Annotated in this window: 19 protein-coding genes; 7 read left to right on the forward strand and 12 right to left on the reverse strand. The window is 35.0% G+C overall.

Annotated elements, in window-relative coordinates:
- Nucleotides 1-2: 2 nt before the first annotated feature.
- The 4 genes from DER71_RS01285 to DER71_RS01300 are packed head-to-tail and all read right to left on the reverse strand — an operon-like array spanning nucleotide 3 to nucleotide 2,935.
- The gene (locus DER71_RS01285; protein ID WP_114457728.1) at nucleotides 3-875 is read right to left on the reverse strand and encodes an ATP-binding protein; all 873 of its coding nucleotides are present in this window, start codon (nucleotides 873-875) and stop codon (nucleotides 3-5) included.
- Nucleotides 853-1,719 (reverse strand): ATP-binding protein, encoded by an 867-nt coding sequence (locus tag DER71_RS01290; protein WP_114457729.1) that lies wholly within the window; start codon nucleotides 1,717-1,719, stop codon nucleotides 853-855. Before DER71_RS01290 ends, DER71_RS01285 begins: the two co-directional genes overlap by 23 nt.
- Nucleotides 1,720-1,729: 10 nt before the next feature.
- On the reverse strand, nucleotides 1,730-2,092 hold the full coding sequence (locus DER71_RS01295) for a NifB/NifX family molybdenum-iron cluster-binding protein (protein ID WP_114457730.1): 363 nt from the start codon (nucleotides 2,090-2,092) through the stop codon (nucleotides 1,730-1,732).
- A complete protein-coding gene (locus DER71_RS01300; RefSeq protein ID WP_114457731.1) occupies nucleotides 2,093-2,935 on the reverse strand; it encodes an Mrp/NBP35 family ATP-binding protein in 843 nt (280 codons plus the stop codon).
- A gap of 513 nt (nucleotides 2,936-3,448) precedes the next feature.
- On the opposite strand from DER71_RS01300, the gene mnmH reads away from it, so the two are divergent.
- Nucleotides 3,449-4,537, forward strand: a complete 1,089-nt coding sequence (mnmH, locus tag DER71_RS01305) for a tRNA 2-selenouridine(34) synthase MnmH (protein WP_233487357.1) — start codon at nucleotides 3,449-3,451, stop codon at nucleotides 4,535-4,537.
- Here mnmH and DER71_RS01310 read toward each other — a convergent pair.
- The 3 genes from DER71_RS01310 to DER71_RS01320 all read right to left on the reverse strand — a co-directional run bounded on the left by DER71_RS01310 (nucleotide 4,503) and on the right by DER71_RS01320 (nucleotide 7,716).
- Nucleotides 4,503-5,003 (reverse strand): nitroreductase family protein, encoded by a 501-nt coding sequence (locus DER71_RS01310; RefSeq protein WP_114457733.1) that lies wholly within the window; start codon nucleotides 5,001-5,003, stop codon nucleotides 4,503-4,505. The genes mnmH and DER71_RS01310 overlap by 35 nt on opposite strands.
- Before the next feature lie 155 nt (nucleotides 5,004-5,158).
- A complete protein-coding gene (locus DER71_RS01315) occupies nucleotides 5,159-6,634 on the reverse strand; it encodes a sodium-dependent transporter (RefSeq protein ID WP_114457734.1) in 1,476 nt (491 codons plus the stop codon).
- A 185-nt stretch (nucleotides 6,635-6,819) separates the two neighbouring features.
- Nucleotides 6,820-7,716 carry an MBL fold metallo-hydrolase gene (locus tag DER71_RS01320; protein WP_158531777.1) on the reverse strand — a complete coding sequence of 299 codons (897 nt, stop codon included), beginning with the start codon at nucleotides 7,714-7,716 and terminating at the stop codon, nucleotides 6,820-6,822.
- 371 nt (nucleotides 7,717-8,087) lie between these two features.
- Here DER71_RS01320 and DER71_RS01325 point away from each other — a divergent pair, with 371 nt between their 5' ends.
- Together DER71_RS01325 and rlmD are read left to right on the forward strand one after the other, a co-directional pair.
- Nucleotides 8,088-9,416 (forward strand): sodium-dependent transporter, encoded by a 1,329-nt coding sequence (locus DER71_RS01325; RefSeq protein ID WP_114474209.1) that lies wholly within the window; start codon nucleotides 8,088-8,090, stop codon nucleotides 9,414-9,416.
- Between the two features lie 80 nt (nucleotides 9,417-9,496).
- Nucleotides 9,497-10,663 carry a 23S rRNA (uracil(1939)-C(5))-methyltransferase RlmD gene (gene rlmD, locus DER71_RS01330; RefSeq protein ID WP_114457737.1) on the forward strand — a complete coding sequence of 389 codons (1,167 nt, stop codon included), beginning with the start codon at nucleotides 9,497-9,499 and terminating at the stop codon, nucleotides 10,661-10,663.
- A gap of 357 nt (nucleotides 10,664-11,020) precedes the next feature.
- On the opposite strand, the gene DER71_RS01335 is transcribed toward rlmD, so the two are convergent.
- Genes DER71_RS01335 through DER71_RS01345 form a run of 3 tightly spaced genes read right to left on the reverse strand, consistent with a single transcriptional unit; the run spans nucleotide 11,021 to nucleotide 13,632 of the window.
- Nucleotides 11,021-11,656, reverse strand: coding sequence for a nitroreductase family protein (locus tag DER71_RS01335; protein WP_114457738.1), 636 nt, complete (start codon nucleotides 11,654-11,656; stop codon nucleotides 11,021-11,023).
- A gap of 27 nt (nucleotides 11,657-11,683) precedes the next feature.
- A complete protein-coding gene (mgtE, locus tag DER71_RS01340) occupies nucleotides 11,684-13,033 on the reverse strand; it encodes a magnesium transporter (RefSeq protein WP_114457739.1) in 1,350 nt (449 codons plus the stop codon).
- 41 nt (nucleotides 13,034-13,074) lie between these two features.
- Nucleotides 13,075-13,632 carry a manganese efflux pump gene (locus tag DER71_RS01345; RefSeq protein ID WP_233486987.1) on the reverse strand — a complete coding sequence of 186 codons (558 nt, stop codon included), beginning with the start codon at nucleotides 13,630-13,632 and terminating at the stop codon, nucleotides 13,075-13,077.
- Nucleotides 13,633-13,776: 144 nt separating this feature from the next.
- Here DER71_RS01345 and DER71_RS01350 point away from each other — a divergent pair, with 144 nt between their 5' ends.
- From DER71_RS01350 to DER71_RS01365, 4 genes are all read left to right on the forward strand, one after another.
- Nucleotides 13,777-14,193: a HutP family protein gene (locus DER71_RS01350; protein ID WP_199505552.1), complete on the forward strand. Its 417-nt coding sequence runs from the start codon at nucleotides 13,777-13,779 to the stop codon at nucleotides 14,191-14,193.
- Between the two features lie 198 nt (nucleotides 14,194-14,391).
- On the forward strand, nucleotides 14,392-15,375 hold the full coding sequence (locus DER71_RS01355) for an ABC transporter substrate-binding protein (protein WP_114457742.1): 984 nt from the start codon (nucleotides 14,392-14,394) through the stop codon (nucleotides 15,373-15,375).
- A gap of 98 nt (nucleotides 15,376-15,473) precedes the next feature.
- Nucleotides 15,474-16,340: an ABC transporter permease gene (locus tag DER71_RS01360; RefSeq protein WP_114457743.1), complete on the forward strand. Its 867-nt coding sequence runs from the start codon at nucleotides 15,474-15,476 to the stop codon at nucleotides 16,338-16,340.
- Between the two features lie 4 nt (nucleotides 16,341-16,344).
- The gene (locus DER71_RS01365) at nucleotides 16,345-17,142 is read left to right on the forward strand and encodes an ABC transporter ATP-binding protein (protein WP_114457744.1); all 798 of its coding nucleotides are present in this window, start codon (nucleotides 16,345-16,347) and stop codon (nucleotides 17,140-17,142) included.
- Between the two features lie 52 nt (nucleotides 17,143-17,194).
- On the opposite strand, the gene DER71_RS01370 is transcribed toward DER71_RS01365, so the two are convergent.
- The gene (locus DER71_RS01370) at nucleotides 17,195-18,169 is read right to left on the reverse strand and encodes an ABC transporter ATP-binding protein (RefSeq protein WP_114457788.1); all 975 of its coding nucleotides are present in this window, start codon (nucleotides 18,167-18,169) and stop codon (nucleotides 17,195-17,197) included.
- A gap of 5 nt (nucleotides 18,170-18,174) precedes the next feature.
- Nucleotides 18,175-19,206, reverse strand: a complete 1,032-nt coding sequence (locus DER71_RS01375; RefSeq protein WP_114457745.1) for an ABC transporter ATP-binding protein — start codon at nucleotides 19,204-19,206, stop codon at nucleotides 18,175-18,177.
- Between the last annotated feature and the right edge of the window lie 6 nt (nucleotides 19,207-19,212).

Genomic DNA, 19,212 nt, shown 5'->3' on the forward strand with positions numbered 1-19,212 from the left:
AATCATTCCCCCTTAAAATTATTCTTTATTTTTGATACCACCTGCAGCATCATCTCTTTTAAATCTTCATTTCCTGGATTAGCGGCAAACAGTTCTCCCTTCTGCAGAGAGTCAACTATTTTTTTGCTGTAAGGAATTCTGGCAAAAAGTTCAATATTTTCATTTCTGCAGTATTCTTCTATCCTATCAGATATAGCTTCATTTATATCAAATTTATTGATAATAAGTCCTGCCTCGATATTAAAATGATCTATAACTTCTATAACTCTTCTCAAATCGGAAAAACCGGTAAGTGTAGGTTCTGTAACAAGAAGAGCCATATCTGCATCATTAAGTGATGCAATAACAGGACAGCCTATACCAGGTGAGCCGTCAACTATAATCCAGTCTGCATTAATTTCTTTTGCTTTTTCATCGGCAATTTTTTTGACCTCAGATACCAGTTTACCGGATGTATCTGCTCCTGGAATAAGGCGGGCATGTATCATAGGACCATATTTGCTTTCAGCTCTGTAAATATTACCTGTCACAATCTCTTCCATTTTTAGTGCATCTGTTGGACATACTTCAGCACAGACTCCACAGCCTTCACATTTTAAATCAATTACAGAAAAATCGCTTTTCCTGATCGCATTAAAGCGGCAGTTATCATAGCAGATGCCGCAGTCTATACACTTTTCCTCATCTTTAACTGCCAGCTTTGCTCCTCTATATATTTCATCATTCCTGTTTTCAGGTTTAAGCAGCAGGTGCAGATTGGGAGCATCTACATCACAGTCAGCTATTACTACTTTATCCATCAGGGATACCAGATTAGCAGTAAAGGTCGTCTTTCCTGTCCCTCCTTTACCACTAATTACTGTTATTTTTTTCATTATTATTTACCTCCCTGACTATATCGTAATATAATAATTGAAATTTTGATTTCCAGCTTCCCATTTTTTTCACAAAAGCAGTTCCATCAGAGTAGAGTTCTGCAATTTCGCGGGAAAAAGGAATTTTCAGCAGAATATTTATATCATTTTCACTGCAGTAGTTTTCTATCAAATGATCCGAATTTTCATCTGAACGATTAATAACTACTCCAAATGGCTGCTGAATCTCCTGCAGCATTTCTATTACCATATCCATATCATGCAGGCCAAAAGGAGTCGGTTCTGTGACAACAATTGAATAATCTGTATCAGCCACAGCCTCAACAGATGGACATGTTGTTCCTGGTGGAGAATCTATTATAACCTTTTTGTCTGTGTCTATTTTTGTTTTTAGTTTTTCTATTACAGGTACTGATTTTTCTTCTCCGGTGTTTAATTCACCCTGCCAGAAATCTATTTCTCCACTGACGGCATGGTAAATTTTGCCGAGTTCTCTTTCTATTTCTGTAATTGCGTTTTCCGGACAGACAATTTTGCAGCCACCACAGCTGTGGCAGATTTCCGGAAAAACCAGCACCTGATCCAGCATCATGGCAAGTGTATTATATTCACAGAAATCAACACATTTTTTGCAGGCAGTACAGAGGTCATCATCTACTTCTGGAATTAATCTCAGTACTGATTCAGCTTCTGTGTCAAAAATATCTGGACTTATAAAAATGTAATCATCAGGCTCCTCAACATCTGCATCAAGAAGCTGCACATTTTTTAGTGAGAGGGCCATATTTACTGCCAGAGTAGTTTTGCCTGTACCACCCTTTCCACTCAATATAGAAATTTTCATCTCTACACCCCTATCTCTTTCCTCTGGATGTTGGAACTGTAACTCTGGTCAGACTTCCACTCTGCAGAGATTTGATGGCAGAATTTAAACTATCTTCAGCCGAAATCGAATACATTTCTATTCCTGCTGAATCCAGTGCATAAAATGCTTTAGGACCAAAATCATTGGCTATTATTACATCAGCACCTTTATCAGCACAGAGCTGGGCTGCCCCAACACCAGCACCACTGGCCTGACTGGCAGAATCATTTTTAACAAATTCAATCGACATATTTTCCGAATCTATAACAGCAAAATATGAAGCTCTGCCAAATTTGCTGTCTATTTCAGCTTCAAGGCCTTTATCTGATGAAGATGGAATAATAATTTTCATTTAATCAACCTCCATTTTTAATTTGACTGGTTCCAGTTCTTCGTCAAAACCATTTTCCATTTTGTCTATTTTTTCAGCAATAGAAATAAATTCTCTGCTTATTTCTGAATCCGGTTCTTCATACATAATAGGATTACCGGAATCACTTCTTTTCCTTATATCTGAGACCAGCGGCAGCTGACCTAACAGTTCTGTTTCCATATAATCAGCCAGATTTTTCCCACCATTTTCTCCAAATATATACTCTTTATGGCCGCATTCTGAACACTGATAATAGGACATATTTTCTATTACTCCGAGGACTTTTCTGTCCATCTTTTCAGCCATCTTTCCGATTCTTCCAGCCACTTTTGTTGCAGTAACCTGTGGAGTTGTGACAACAGCTATATCAGAATGAGGAACTTTCTGCATTATGTTTAAAGACATGTCACCTGTTCCTGGAGGAAGATCCATCAGCAGATAATCCAGTTCTCCCCAGCGAACATCTTTAAAGAACTGTTCCAATGCTCCTCCTAAAAGTGGTGCTCTCCAGATTACAGGACTGTTTTCATCAACAAAAGAACCCATGGAGATAACTTTTATCCCATGTGCTTCAGGTGGAATAATTTCTTTTTCATCCACAGCCTTTGGCTTTTTTTCAACACCCAGGATTCTGGGAACACTAAATCCCCTTACATCGGCATCAAGAATTCCAACATTATATCCCAGTTCTGCAAGTGCTGTTGCAAGATTGACTGTTACAGTGGATTTCCCTACTCCGCCTTTACCACTTGCTACTGCTATAATTCCTTTTTTGATCGAACCATGTTCCAGCTTAATCTCTTTATTTTCTACTTTATACACTATATATCACCTCTATAATATATTATGGTCATTTGTTCATATTTACTATATCACTTTTAACCTTCTGGTGCAAGAAAATATCATTTCTAATTCAAATCGTACATTTAATTATGCAATTTAAGTTCTAATTTTTTTTATTTAAAAAAGTTTCCCCAAAATTTATTTTCAAGCTGCAAAAAGGGGGCTTTAGTCATCAACGAAATTTTTAGATTTATCTAAAACTCAATTCGGGTGTGAAATAGGGCACACTAATCAATGAGTCCTCCTGACTCATGATTAGCTCACTCCATCCTGCAGTTCAACCCTATTTCTTCCTTCATTTCGTTAAGATTCATTGACTAAAAATTTCAATATTCCTGCATCTCCCCTTTTTGCAGCAGTATATAAAAAATGGGGAAAGTCCAGTCAGTATTATTATTTGATATTAAATCCTCTCTCCTTTATAATTAACAGAGAGAAATGATAATTTCAACAATGAAAGGAGATGAATGATCACAAAGTGGTCTGTTTATTATGAAAGTAATTAAATATGAAAATACTCTTGACTTAAAAAATAAAATTTATATAGATGTCAGGACAGAAGAAGAATTTACAGAAGCAACAATTCCTTCAGCTGTCAATATTCCGCTGCTCAATTTTGAAGAACGTAAATTGATCGGTACCATGTATAAACAGGAGAGCCCCAAAAAAGCAAAACTAAAGGGAGTGGAGATAGTTGCCCCTAAGATTCCGACTCTGATTAAAAAAATAAATAATTTAAATGAAAAGTACGATAACTTAATTCTATTCTGTTCCCGCGGTGGTCTGAGAAGTGAAAGTCCGGCCAGATTTGCAGAACTTGCCGGTATAGAAGTATTTAAGTTAAAAGGAGGCTATAAAGCTTACAGAAACTATATACTTGATAGACTTGATTCTTTTGATATAAAAAACACGTTTGTTACACTGCACGGCAATACAGGTGTGGGTAAAACTAAAATTCTGCTGGAACTCGAAAAAATGGGGGAAAGTATACTGGATCTGGAGGCTCTGGCCAATCACCGGGGATCTGCGTTCGGCAGCATCGGTCTCGGCAGCCCCTATAATCAAAAAATGTTCGATTCCTTATTATATGAAGACCTCAAAAAGAAAGATAAAAAGGGAGGATATATTTTCCTTGAAGCAGAAAGTAAAAGGATCGGTTATTCTATAATACCTGATATTGTACTGCAGGCAATGCAGGCTGGCCCTAAAATCCTCATTAAAGCACCGATAGAAAAAAGAGTAGAGATAATTTATGAAGAATATGTAAATGATATCATAGAAAATAAAGATAAATTTATCCACCGAGCTGAGGAATCTCTTAAAGCAATAGAAAAATATGTAGTACAAAAAGCAGGAAAAAATGTATATTCTTCCATGCTTGAAGATCTCAGACGTGGAGATTTTAAACCGCTGATTAAAAAACTGCTGCAGAAATATTATGACCCTCTTTATGCACACTCGCAGAATAAAATAGATCAATTTGCTGCAGAAGTTGAGTCTGACAATATCAGAAAAGCCGCAGAAAAAATTCTGCAGCTAGTGAATTCTACCAGTTTTCGTAATGAACACGCTCAGGCTTAAATCGATCTGACTCAGGTTTATCTCCAGCTGGATACCCTACTGATATTATTGATAAAGGCACTACATTTTCTGGAAGTTCCAAAAATTCTTTAATATCCTTAACTCTTTTTTCGGCAGGATATACTCCCAGCCATACAGCACCAAGATCAAGATTAACTGCTTCCAGCAGAATATTTTCTGCTGCTGCAGAACAGTCCTGTACCCAGAAGCCTTCGTATTTCTGTTCATTTAGATCTGCACAAACTGCAACTGCCAGTGGAGCTTCTTTCAGCATAGATGCATATGGATGAATCTCTGACAGCCTGTCCAAATGTTTCCTATCTTTTATCACTATAAAATGCCAGGGCTGTTCATTACCTGCTGATGGTGCAGCCATTCCTGCCTTTAAAAGTTTTTCGACCTTCTCATCTTCTACTTCTTTATCAAGATATTGTCTTATACTTCTCCTTTTAAAAATTTCATCCATAATTAATTCCTCCTTCAAAAATAATTATAATATATTTTTAACTTTAAAAAAAGCCCCCGGCCAAAAAAACCGAGGACCTGATATATTTATTATTATAATTTCTCTTTAACTACTGATTAATTTTTAATAATTTAATGTTCTAATCTTATTTAAAATTAAATTTCGTTCTGACTTTTACCGGAAATAAATACTGCAACAACAACAAGTAATGCTGCAACTCCCCATCCAAAAACAACAAGTTCACTTGTTGGGTAGCCGCCATAAGCATTGCTGAATTCTGAAATAGTATTCTGAATCAGACCATAACCGATAAATAGTGGTGCTACAATCTTTATCATAGCTGTCCAGCTCCTACCGACATGCATATCAGTGCTTTCATTCATATTATCTTTAATTACATTAAGATCAAATGCATAACTTAATACGAGCATTTCAACAAAACCTACTGTAAGCAGACCAAAGATATTGACAAAATGGTCAACTATATCTAAAATAGCCAGTCCACCCTGTGTAGTCATCGGCACTCCTAAGATAAATCCAATAATAGCAACAATTGTAATGGCTTTTTTGCGGCTGAGGCTGAAGTTGTCAATTAAAGAAGACACAACAGACTCAATAAGCGAAATACTTGATGAAAGTCCGGCAATTGTCAGTGACAGGAAAAATGCAAATCCAAACAGCTGCGGCAGTCCTGGTAAAAGATTAATCGCTTTTGGAAATGCTATAAATGCCAGTCCTATTCCAGATGTTGCAACATCCTGTATTGCAACTCCCTGCTGATAGGCCATATATCCTAAAATACCGAAAACACCAAACCCTACTACAATACTGAATATACTGTTTGCTACACCGGCAATAATACCATTTTTAACTACATCTGATTTTTTGGGAAGATAACTGGAATAAGCTATCATAATCCCAAAACCTAAACTTAAAGTAAAGAAGATCTGACCATAGGCACCAACCCAGATATTAAAATCCGTTATTTTGGAAAAATCAGGTGTGATAAAAGCTTTAATTCCTTCCATCGCTCCAGGTAATGTAACACCTCTGGCAACAATTATAAGTATCATTAATGCTAATAAGGGCATAAAAATTTTGCTGGCCTTCTCTATACCTTTTTCTATTCCACCAGCAATGATTAAATAATTGACCAACCATACTATAAGCAGTGCAAAGAAAATATGCCACTGCATACCACCAAAAGTAAATGCACTTCCTGAAAAACCTAAAAAATCACCAAAGAAAAATGCTTCTGGATCAGCAGTCCAGCCTAAAGAAAAAGATTCTAAAACAAATAATAAACTCCATGCTATAATAACAATATAATATACTACTACGGTAAATGCTACCAGTACTGACCACCAGCCGACCCATTCAAATTTCTCACCTACTTTGCGAAAAGAACTTGGTGCCGAATTTCTGGTAAAAAATCCAAATCCCATTTCAAGTAATAAAAGCGGTATTCCGGCAGTTAAAAGAGCAAAAATATAAGGAAATAAAAATGCTCCACCACCATTTTCGTAAGCCTGATAAGAAAAACGCCAGATATTACCCAAACCAACAGCTGAACCTATTGTTGCTAAAATAAAACCAAGCCTACTACCCCATTCATCTCTCTGTTTTTCCATTTTCTCTCTCCTCCTTAACATCTCTTCTAAAAATTACCCGAATTTATGCTCTCTTCTTCCTGCTAAAAAAATTCAGGTTGTAAGTATTATACCAAATAAGGTAAATAATTTCCAGAAAAATCACAAATAATTTCTTTCTTTTGTTAAAATTCTGATAACTGTATATTTTTGCAAAGTAATTTTTATTACACTGATGATTTAATCCAATAAAGTTTATTGTCTTTTATAATTGATTCTAGTTCCCCCTCACCGGCCAATTTAGAAACAAAAGCATTTACAGTCGTTTTTAAAAGAAAGTATTTCTGCATTGAATTTATTTTTATCTTCCGATCTTCAACAACATCTGCAAAAAGTTCTGCCTCTTCTTTTTTTGTTTTAAGAATATTGCAGATCAAATCTTCCATCTTTTTAAAAAAATCTAAGTTTAAGCGGCATACCTCAGCTGGATTCTTTAGCAGTTCTCCATGACCTGGCAGATAGTAATCAAAATCACTTTCAACTAAATAATTTAAAGTTTTTACTGCTGAAGCTATATCTGCATAATAAGGTATGCCGTGTTTTTTTATAATATCCTCTTCTACATAGGAATCAGCTGTAAAAATTACATTTTGACAGACTACACCTATCTGATGTAAACTGTGTCCTGCCAGTGAAACAAATTCTATTTCTATGCCATCAATATTTATCCTTTCTCCTGCTGAAATTCTGCGGTCAACTCTGGATGGTTCTGCTTTTAGAAATTTGCTGCACAGTTCTGGTGGTGGGTATGCTCCCCCAAAAAAATATGCAGGTTCATATTCAGGGAATTCAAGCAGATGTGCCTCTCCACGAGGAGCCCATACCTGAAGATCTGTTTTTTCTATCAGGTGGGCATTACCTCCATAGTGATCTGCATGTCCGTGTGTATTTATTATAATATCTGCTGTTAAATTGTTTTTGCTTAAAACTCTTAAAATCTTATTAGCAGTAGATTTATCCAGGCCACTGTCAATTAAAATTGTATGGTTTTTAGTTTTAATAAGTCCAATATTAACTCGATCAGATAAAAATGAAACATTTTCTGTTATTTCACAGTATTTCACAGCTATTACCTCCATTATTATAGTAATTGTTTTTAATTTTTTATTATTCAATAATCTTTTTAATATTATAACAGATATTCTGCAGGCTTAGCAAAAATATATAATAATTATTCTTCAAAAATATTTTTAAATTATATTTGATATGTCCACAAAAAAGATATTTGCGAAAAATGAATTAGAGACGCAAATACCCTTTTTGTGGGAGAACCATATCTTAAATCAAAATAATTTTCAGAAAAATTATTGTAGAATAAAAATAGGAAGAATTTTGGGGAAACTCCATTTAATAAAAGGAAATTGATGATTTAACAATAATATGGTAAAATAATAACAATTTAATAAAGATTAAAAAGTTAAAGGGAGGTATAATGGTGGAGAGAGAAAATTGGACGTCAAAGTTTGGATTTATACTGGCAGCTTCTGGATCTGCTATCGGTCTGGGGAATATCTGGCGGTTCCCATATATTACCGGTACAAATGGAGGAGCAGCTTTTTTATTAATTTATATTACAGCAATAATATTAATCGGTTATCCAGTTCTAATCTCTGAAATGGCAATAGGCAGAAAAACTGCCAGAAATCCTATTGGTGCTTTTAAAAAACTTGCCCCTGATACACCATGGTGGCTTGTAGGAGCTTTAGGTGTTCTTTCTGGTTTTGTTATTTTAAGTTATTATTCTGTTGTTGCCGGCTGGGGTATGTCATATGCTGTTAAATCTATTGGTGGTTTTGCAGATGGAACTGATTTTGCAGCACTTTTTGGCAGCCATATTTCCAGTACATTTTCCCCTATTTTCTGGCATGCTGCATTTATGTTTCTAACAGTTGCTGTTATTGGTGCTGGTATTGTTAACGGGATTCAGAAAGTAGTAAAAGTACTGATGCCTATGCTGTTTTTAATTATATTTTTACTTATTTTCCGCTCTCTTACTTTAGAAGGAGCATTAAAAGGACTGATTTTTTATCTTAAACCTGATCTGAGTGCTGTTAATCTGCAGACATTTGTTGATGCGATTTCTCAGGCTTTCTTTACACTGAGCCTAGGTATGGGAGCCATTATTACTTATGGAAGTTATTTGAGTGAAAATGACAACATAAATGAAAGTGCTGGCTATGTTATGTTTTTCGATACAGCTGTGGCTTTTTTAGCCGGTTTTGCTATCTTCCCGGCTGTTTTTGCACTTGGCTTTGATCCTGCCGCTGGCCCGGGACTTACATTTATTACTCTCCCGGCTGTTTTTGCAAAAATGCCGTTGGGGGCACTTTTTTCTTTTCTCTTTTTTATACTGCTGACAATAGCTGCCCTTACATCTTCTATTTCTATGCTGGAAGTGGTTGTTGCATTTCTGGTAGATGAATACGGCTGGAACAGAAAAAAAGCCTCCTATTTTATGGGTTTTTTAATCTTCTTTGTTGGATTACCTCCACTGCTCGGCTACAGTTCTTTTTCTAATTTTAGATTTTTGGGTATGGATGTACTTGATACTTATGACTGGTTTTCAAATGTTATTTTTCTACCTACAGGTGGTCTCTTAACTGCCATATTTGTGGGTTACTACTGGGGAAGTACAAATGCAGTTGAAGAAGCGAACAAAAATAGCAGTTTTAAAATTGGAAAAAGCTACAGATTTTTAATCAAATATATTGTACCTGCTGCTATAATTATCATAATTACTCTCAGTTTGATAAACAGTATTTAAATTAATTATATTACCCATATTATTTTTCAGATGTAATTCTAACACTAATTTAGTTTACTTACTTTTCAGGAGGAATTAAATTGCAGACAGACAAAAACAATTTATGCATTCACTATGATAAATGTGGTGGATGCTCTATTCAGCATATTGATTATAAAACTCAACTTGAACAGAAAGAAGAAATGCTTTTAGAAATATTTGAAGACAATCATCTGGGCACTGAAAACTATGAAGAAATTATTCCAAGTCCGGAGATATTTGAATATAGAAATAACATGGAATTCAGCTTTGGAGATTTGAAAAAAGGTGGAATTCTGCAGCTGGGAATGCATCCAAAAGGAAAACGCTTTGATGTCATAACAGTTGATAACTGCCTTCTGGTTGATAATGATTTTAGAATTATACTAAAAACTATATTGGATTACTGCAGAGAGCATGATTTTAAAAAATATCATATTAAAACCAGAAAAGGTTTTTTGAGAAATTTAGTTATCCGCAAAGGAATAAATACCGGGGAAGTAATTGTTAATTTAATTACCACTTCACAAAACTCTCATTATTTTACTGAACTGTCAGATGAGCTTTATAATTTAGAATATAAGGGAAAGATAGTTGGATTTATTCAGACAATTAATGACAATTTTTCTGACACTGTTGTTTCAGAAAAAGAAACAGTGTACAGGGGAAAAAATTATTTTTACGACAAACTTTTAGGACTGAAGTTTAAAATAAACTCCCTTTCCTTTTTTCAGACAAACACACTTGGTGCCGAAAAGCTCTATTCTGAAGCACAAAAATATGTGGGCAGTTCAAAAGGGAAAAATGTTTTTGACCTTTACTGTGGAACCGGAACTATTTCACAGGTAATTGCTTCAGAAGCAGACAATATCTTTGGTATTGAAATTGATAAAGAGGCTGTCAAAATGGCAGAAGAAAATGCAGCTCTAAATAATATAGAAAACTGCCGCTATATTGCTGGAGATGTTTTAGAAAAAGTTGAAGAGATAAATATCAAAGGAGATCTGATTATTATTGACCCTCCCAGACCGGGTATAAACCCAAAAGCTCTGGGAAAGATCATATCTCTTAATACTCCAGAAATTTTATATATATCCTGTAATCCAAAAAGTCTGGCCAGAGATTTAACAGAACTTATTTTTGCTGGCTATAAAATAAAATCTTTCAAAGCAGTTGATATGTTTCCACATACAAAACATCTTGAAACAATAGTTTATCTCAAAAAATAAAATTGATTTAATAAATACTTTCAATACACCTTCAATTTTTGTATTACTGTTCAATAGAAAACAGCAATTTGTTTTCATTTAATCTGCAGTTGATTTGAGTGGATCTTACATTATGATTCTCTATAACCTAAAACCTGTTTAACTATAATCTAAAATAATATGGTTTACAAGATAATCTGTATTCGCATAATCTAAATATACTTCAGTACAGGCTGAAGTATATTAAAAATAATAAAGGAGTTTCCCTCTGCCGCATTAAAGGCAGAATATCTGCAGGGAAACTCCTTGAATATTATTATATGATATGCTCACAAATACTTTTTTGTTGTAAAAAATTATATAGATTAGTTGATAATTTTACTTAATCCAGGTTACAACTTCAGATAGATTCTTTCTTTTGGGAGAACTCACTTCTTCAGCCGGAACACCAAGAGGTGTAATTAAGGCCAGATAATATTTATCTTTATCTATACCCAGATATGATTGAATCTCCAAAGCTGCATAATTCTGACTTGTCATCCAGCAGGTTCCATAACCCATATCTGCTGCTTTTAACATAAAATTTTCTGCAGCAGCCCCTATATTCTGAATCCCTGGATCTGCTTTAAACAAAGCTTTTATTTCAGATTCAGATGAACCTGCTTTTTCCATAATATCCAGTCCTGTCACCGGATAATCTGAAGCAAAAATTAATACAAGCACCGGTGCCTCTTTAAAATGAGTACTGAATTTTAAATATTTTTTAAAATTATTTTTTAAATCCTCATCTTTTATAGCAGCTCTTAACTTATTATTTTTAACTGAAATAATTTCAGCTATATCATTTATCTTTTCACTATTTTTAACAATTACAAAATGCCAGTTCTGAATATTTTTGCCGGAAGGTGCTTTTACTGCTGCCTTCAGCATTTCTTCGATATCCTTATCCGGGACATCATCATCTGTAAATTTTCTCACACTACAGCGTTTGTCGAAAATATCTTTTTTTTCCATAATTAAATCAACCTCCATTATAATAGTTTAAATTAAATATACCAAAAACATTTTTGCTAGTCCCAGGAAAATAAAGAACCCAAAAACATCAGTAACAGTTGTTAAAAATATTGCAGAAGCTAAAGCAGGATCAATTCCAGCCGATTTTAAACCAAGTGGTATCAGGAATCCAAATAATCCGGCTAATAAGAGGTTAAATACCATTGCCAGAAATATAATTATTGCCAGATAATAATTTCCATACATATAGTATAATATGACCCCTGTCAAAATACCTGTTGCAGCACCATTAATAGTTCCCAGCATACCTTCTTTAAAAATTAATTTCCAGCTTTCTTTAAAATCAACATCTCCTAAAGCTATGCTCCTGATAACAACCGACAGTGTCTGACTGCCTGCATTACCTCCCATACCGGCTACTATCGGCATCGCTACTGCTAAAGCTACAACCTGTGCAATTACATCTTCAAATATTCCAACTGTAAATGCAGCCAGAAAAGCTGTACCCAGATTGATAAACAGCCAGGGAAGCCTCCTCTGTACTGATTTAAAAAGCGGTGAATCAACACTTTCCTCTTCATGTACACCAACCATTTTGTACATATCTTCTGTGTTTTCAGCTTTTATGACATCAATAATATCATCTATAGTAATAATACCTATCAAAATACCTCTTTTGTTGACAACCGGCATAACAGTCAGATCATATTTAGAAACCTGACGTGCAACAACCTCCTGATCAACATCTGGAGTTACTTTAATAATATTGTCTTCCATTATTTCAGATAGCTTTGTTTCATCTGATGAACTTAAAATTTCGCGCAGATCAACAACACCTACCAGTTTTTTCTGGTCATCAGATATAAAAATGGTATCAATTATTTCTGTATCAGGTCCAATACCTTTAATTTTCTTCAAAGCTTCAGTAGTGGTGAGGTTCTTGTTCAGCAAAATATATTCTGTTGTCATTATTCCGCCGGCTGACTCTTTATCATAACCCAGCAGTTTTTTTACTACTTCTGCCTCTTCCTGCTTCATATGTCGGAGGAGCTCTTTCCTTCTCTGAATGGGGAGAAGTCCCAGTATATCTGTAATATCATCTGCTGCCATATAAGAAAAAATTTCTATTATTTCTTCATAACTTTTATTTTTTAATATATCGATCTGCAGTTCTTTTTCCGATTCTTCAAAAATATCTGCCAGATCTTCTGTGTTCAAAAGTGAAGTGAAGTTTTCTATTTTTTCTCTGTCGAGTTCTGATAAGGCTTCAGCAATATCAATTGGATAGTTTTTTTCCACCCATTCTTTAGAAACATTTTTATTTTTATCCAAATATTCAAATATATCATGCTTAATATTATCAAGTTTTTCTGCCATAAAATCACCTCAATTTTTATTTATCTAAAACTGATTTATACTCATCTCATAATCATACTATTCAGCCCCATTATGATTAAAATAGTACCTCCAATAAAATCAGCATATTTTTCCACCAGTTTAATATGCCTAACATATTCTATTAATTTGAAAGCTGCCGCAGTCATTGTAGAAGCAACTATTCCAATAATTAATGTTTTATGAATCATAACTGCTGAACTTAAATCATAAAAAAGCGAAAATCCTGCTCCCAGTGCATCAATACTGACACTTATCCCTAAAACAGCAATAGTTATCAGTGTTAAATTTTTATATATGCACTGTTCATCATCTTTAAAACCTTCATAAAAAAATAAAATTCCTAGAATTAAAATAACACTACCGCTTAAAAAATCAGATATTCTAAAAAAATTTTGATTTATATAATGACCAAGCAGTGCACCGGAAAATGCAAATAAAAATTGGAAAAATCCAAAAGAAAAAATTATTTTAATTCTATCTTCTTTAGAAGGATTTGAACCACAGCCAATTCCCATTGAAACACCAAATGCATCTAAAGCAAGCGCTAGTGCAATTAAATAAATATTTATTGTGATCACCTCAGTACAGTAGTTTAAAGTGTGTTATTTATTATTTTATCATAAAAATACTCAAATTTATAATTTAATTGGAAGAAGGATTTTTCCTATTTTTTAAATTATGTTATAATAAATATATAAATTAAATTAACAGGAGGGTAAATTGTGGAACACAACAGTTTAGAAACCGCTAAAGCAGCAATAAAAATGGCCATATCTACCAGAAGTGAAGAAAAAGAATTGAAAAAATTATTTGCTGAAGATAATATAGAGACAGCCGCCGTAGATTTTGGTGGAGAATTTAATAAATCTGTTCCAGAAATTATAGAAAGAGCTGTAATCGCAGCAAAAAGGGAAAAAATCATTACAGCTTCTCATGTTGATCAGGGAACAGTGGCCGGTGCTGCACATGATGCCCTATCACAAATTATGCACAGAACTATGGGCCTAAATGTTGGAGGTAAAGTTGGTATTGCGCGCAGTGGTGAGCATTTAGTAGTATCTGTATTTTTTGGTGTAGGCATGTTCAACCTTAATGAAGTAACAGTTGGCTTAAGCCACAGATCACTGGTGCATAAATAATAAAATATATCTGTTGACAAGGTCACCCAAAGAATTATATAATAAAGAAAATAAAATAACTGGTAGTATGGTAATATGGTAGGAGAGTTATAGAGATAACTGTATCCTTTTTGGGATGGTTATTTTTGGTATTCACAGCACTCCTGACGGGGTGTTTTTGTTTTTATCCCTTCTACCAGTTAGAAAGGAGAAGGTTCGATGAAAAAAAATTTTTTTACAGATTTTAATTTTAAAATTATCTCTCTCATGATTATGACTGTTTTGATCTTCACTATTTCTACAGGTGCTGCAGAATATGAAATTGGAATATCTCAATTTGTTGAACATCCAGCTCTGGACTCTGCTCGAGAAGGATTTATCGATGCTCTTGCTGAGGAAGATTTTGTAGAAGGTAAAAATATTGAAATTACCCTTCAAAATGCTCAAGCAGATATGGCTACAGCCCAGAGTATAGCTCAGAGATTTAAACAGCAGCGGCCGGATTTGGTTCTGGCTATTACAACACAATCTGCCCAAACAGCTGTTAATGTTATTAAAGATATTCCAATTCTCATAACAGCAGTAACAGATCCTGTTGTGGCAGGACTTGTTGATTCGATGGAAAAACCGGGCGGCAATGTAACAGGCACAACCGATATGAATCCTGTTGCAAAACAGCTTGATCTGGTAAAACAGTTTATTCCTAATGTAAAGGATATAGGTATTCTCTATAATCCTGGAGAGGTTAACTCTGTTGTTCAGGTAGAAATCGCAAAAGAAAAGGCAGAAGAAATGGGTGTTAAATTACATGAAGGTACTGTAACCAACAGCAGTGAAGTAAGTCTTGCTGCATCTGCACTGGTGGACAAAGTAGACGCAATTTATGTACCTACAGATAATATTATTGTGTCTGCACTTCCGGCTGTATTAAACATAACAAACCCTAAAAAAATACCTGTTTTTGCTTCCGAAAATGGTCAGGTTAAACAGGGTGCTGTGGCAACACTGGGAATCGATTATTATATGCTGGGTAGACAGACCGGTAAAATGGCAGCCAGAGTGTTAAATGGCGAAAAACCAGCAGATATGTCGATTGAAGGGGCAGAAAATCCCAAACTTTATTTAAATAAAACTGCCTGCAGTAATCTGGGACTGGAAATACCGGAAGAAATACTAGAAAAAGCTGATGTAATTTACGAATAAAAATGTATAATAAAATATACAGCAACATACAACTATAAAAACATTAAATATTATTTATTTATGGTTAAAAACTTGATAATATTGTAAAGAGGTGTACTATGAATCTAAGTTTTGCTCTGACATCCCTTGAACAGGGACTGGCATTTGCTTTAATGGCTCTGGGAGTTTTTATTACTTTTAGAATACTTGATTTTGCAGACTTAACAGTAGACGGCAGCCTCCCTCTAGGAGCTGCCGTATCGGCCAGATTAATAACAGCAGGTGTAAACCCATTTTTTTCACTTGCTGCAGCTTTATTTGCCGGTGGATTGGCTGGAACTATTACCGGCTTTTTGAACACAAAATTAAAAATTGCTCCTCTTCTCTCAGGAATTTTAACAATGACTTCTCTTTATTCTATTAATTTGAGGGTTATGGGAAGGCCAAATATTCCACTAATCAGCCGAGAAACCATTTTTTCTATTACAGAAGATTGGGGATTGGCATACCCATGGAACAATATCATTCTACTTGCCGCACTAATTATTGCTGCTAAACTAATTTTAGATGCTTTTTTGAACACACAGCTTGGTTTTGCACTACGAGCCACCGGAGACAATCCACAAATGATAAGAAGTATGGGTATCAGCACAAACTCAATGAAAATGCTGGGACTCATTATTTCCAATTCTTTTGTAGCACTTTCTGGAGCACTGGTGGGACAGTATCAGGGCTTTGCTGATGTAAATATGGGTATAGGTACAATTGTAGCAGGACTTGCTTCTGTAATTATTGGAGAAGTTTTAATTGGCGAACACTCTATTGTTGTAACAACACTTGGTGTAATTGTTGGTTCTATACTCTATCGTTTTAGTATTTCTATTGCTTTAAATTTAGGTCTTGCTGCTTCAGACCTTAAGCTATTAACTGCTATTATTGTTGTTATATTCTTATCGACACCCAGACTTAAAAAAATATTGAGGTGAAAAAATGCTTGTTATTAAAGATCTCACAAAAATTTTTTACAGAGGTACTTCAAATGAAAATACAGCTTTAAATAATATAAATCTTACTGTAAATGAAGGGGACTTTATTACAATTGTAGGAAGTAATGGAGCCGGGAAATCTACTCTTCTCAATTCCATTGCCGGAGTTTTTCCTGTAGAAAAGGGAAAAATACTTTTAAACGGAAAAGATATTACCTGTCAGACTGAGTATAAATGTGCTAAAAATATAGGGCGCGTATTTCAGGACCCTCTTTCCGGTACTTCACCGGAAATGACAATAGAACAGAATTTATCCCTTGCAATCTCTAAATCAAATAATCTTTCTCTGAAGTGGGGATTGACATCATATAAAAGAAAAATAATAAAAAAACACCTTAAAAAAATTGATTTAGGCCTTGAGGATAGATTGACCACAAAAGTTAAACTGCTTTCTGGTGGACAGAGACAGGCACTAACTCTTCTGATGGCCACAGTTGCTGATCCGGGCCTGCTGCTGCTTGATGAACATACTGCAGCTTTAGATCCCGCTACAGCAATTAAAATAAAAAAATTAACTGCCGAACTGATAAATGAAAATAATATTACCACACTTATGGTAACACATAATATGGAAGATGCTATAAAAATGGGCAACCGACTGATTATGATGGATGATGGTCAGATAATTTATGATATCACAGGTAAAAATAAAGATAATCTCACCATAGAAAAGCTGCTCAAAATGTTTGAAAATAAACATGGAAGTAAGTTTAATAATGACAGAATTCTGCTTTCTGTTTAAAAGCCCTGGCTGAAAAAAGCTCAGGGCTTTTGATTATGATATTTAATTAAACTTATTCTTCCAGCAGGTGACATGCAGCAAAATGATTATCTCCATAATCTTTAAAAACAGGTTCTTCAACAGAACATTTGTCAAATGCCTTAGGACATCTGGGGTGAAACCTGCAGCCGGATGGTGGATCTACCGGACTGGGCACATCACCTTCCAAAATTATACGCTCCTTCTTTTTGGTTGGGTCTGCTTCTGGAATAGCAGATAATAGAGACTGTGTATATGGATGCATCGGATCATCAAACAGCTCAGTTTTATCAGCCATTTCTACTATCTTACCCAGATACATAACTGCTATTCTATCACTAATATGCTTTACAACACTTAAGTCATGAGCAATAAAGAGATAGGTCAATCCAAAGTCTTTCTGCAGATCCTGCAGAAGATTTATTACCTGTGCCTGTATAGAAACATCTAAAGCAGAAACAGGTTCATCTGCAATAATAAGTTTTGGATCAACTGCAAGTGCTCTTGCAACACCTATTCTCTGGCGCTGCCCACCGCTGAATTCGTGTGGATAGCGGCGCATATATTCAGAACCAAGTCCAACTCTTTCCAGTATATCTTTAACTTTTTCGTTGCGTTCTTTTTTGTTTTTGGCCAAATTGTGTATGTCAATCGGCTCACCAACTATATCTGCAACAGTCATTCTCGGATTTAGTGAAGCATATGGATCCTGAAAAATAATCTGCATATCTCTTCTGATATTTCTTAAATCTTCTTTATTAAGTGAAAGCACATCTTTTCCTTCAAAAATGACTTCACCTGCTGTTGCTTCCAGCAGACGGAGAATTGTTCTACCTGTAGTTGATTTACCACAGCCAGACTCTCCTACAAGACCCAGTGTTTCTCCCTTATTAACAAAAAAACTAACATCATCTACCGCCTTAACATAAGCAACTGTCTTTTTAAAAATTCCAGCTTTTACAGGAAAATATTTTTTAAGATTGTTTACTTCAAGTAATTTTTCTGCCATGCCGATCACCTCTGCTCCTCATATATTTTCACATTTTGCTTTTTCATCTCTTCAAGATCTTTGTATCTCCAGCAGCGGACTTTATGTCCTTCAGCTGCATCTACAATTTTCGGCTCATCTGTAAAACATTTTCCTTCAGCAAGAGGACAGCGGGTGTTGAACTTACATCCATCTGGAAAATTAAGTGGATTTGGTACAATACCTGGGATTGCCTGAAGCCTGTTTACATCTCTGTCCAGTTTTGGTATTGAATTCATCAATCCCCAGGTATATGGATGTTTTGGATCAGCAAAAAGTGTGTTTACATCTGTATATTCAACAATTTTACCCGCATACATAACCGCTACTCTATCAGAAATCTCTGCAATTACACCGAGGTCGTGTGTTATCATCATAATAGACATCCCATAACTAGCCTTAAGACTGTTCATAAGTTCCAGTATCTGAGCCTGAATTGTAACATCGAGAGCTGTTGTTGGCTCATCTGCAATTAACAGTTTTGGATCACAGGATAAAGCCATGGCGATCATAACTCTCTGCCTCATGCCACCAGATAACTGGTGTGGATATTCATTAATCCTTTGTTCTGGAAGGGGAATTCCAACTTTTTTAAGCATTTCAACAGACTCTTTCATTGCCTCTTTTTTACTGAGGCCTTTATGAATAATTATAGCTTCAGAAATCTGATCACCAATTGTATAGACCGGATTTAGAGAAGTCATCGGCTCCTGGAAAATCATGGATATCTCATTACCCCTTATTTTCCTCATTTCGGCCTGGCTCAGTTTTGTAAGATCTATTCCTTCAAACAAAATTTCCCCCTCAGCAATTTTTCCTGGGGGAGATTCAACCAGTCCCATTATTGAAAGTGATGTTACACTCTTACCACAGCCTGATTCTCCAACTATACCAAGAGTTTCTCCAGGATAAATTTCGAAATCTATCCCATCAACGGCTTTAACTACTCCTTCTTCTGTATAGAAGTATGTTTTTAAGTTTTTAACATCTACAAGTTTTTCCTTATTTTTATTTGCCAAAATTTT

Origin of the sequence: Halanaerobium sp. DL-01 (assembly GCF_003338615.1) — a bacterium.
GTDB lineage: Bacteria > Bacillota > Halanaerobiia > Halanaerobiales > Halanaerobiaceae > QPJE01.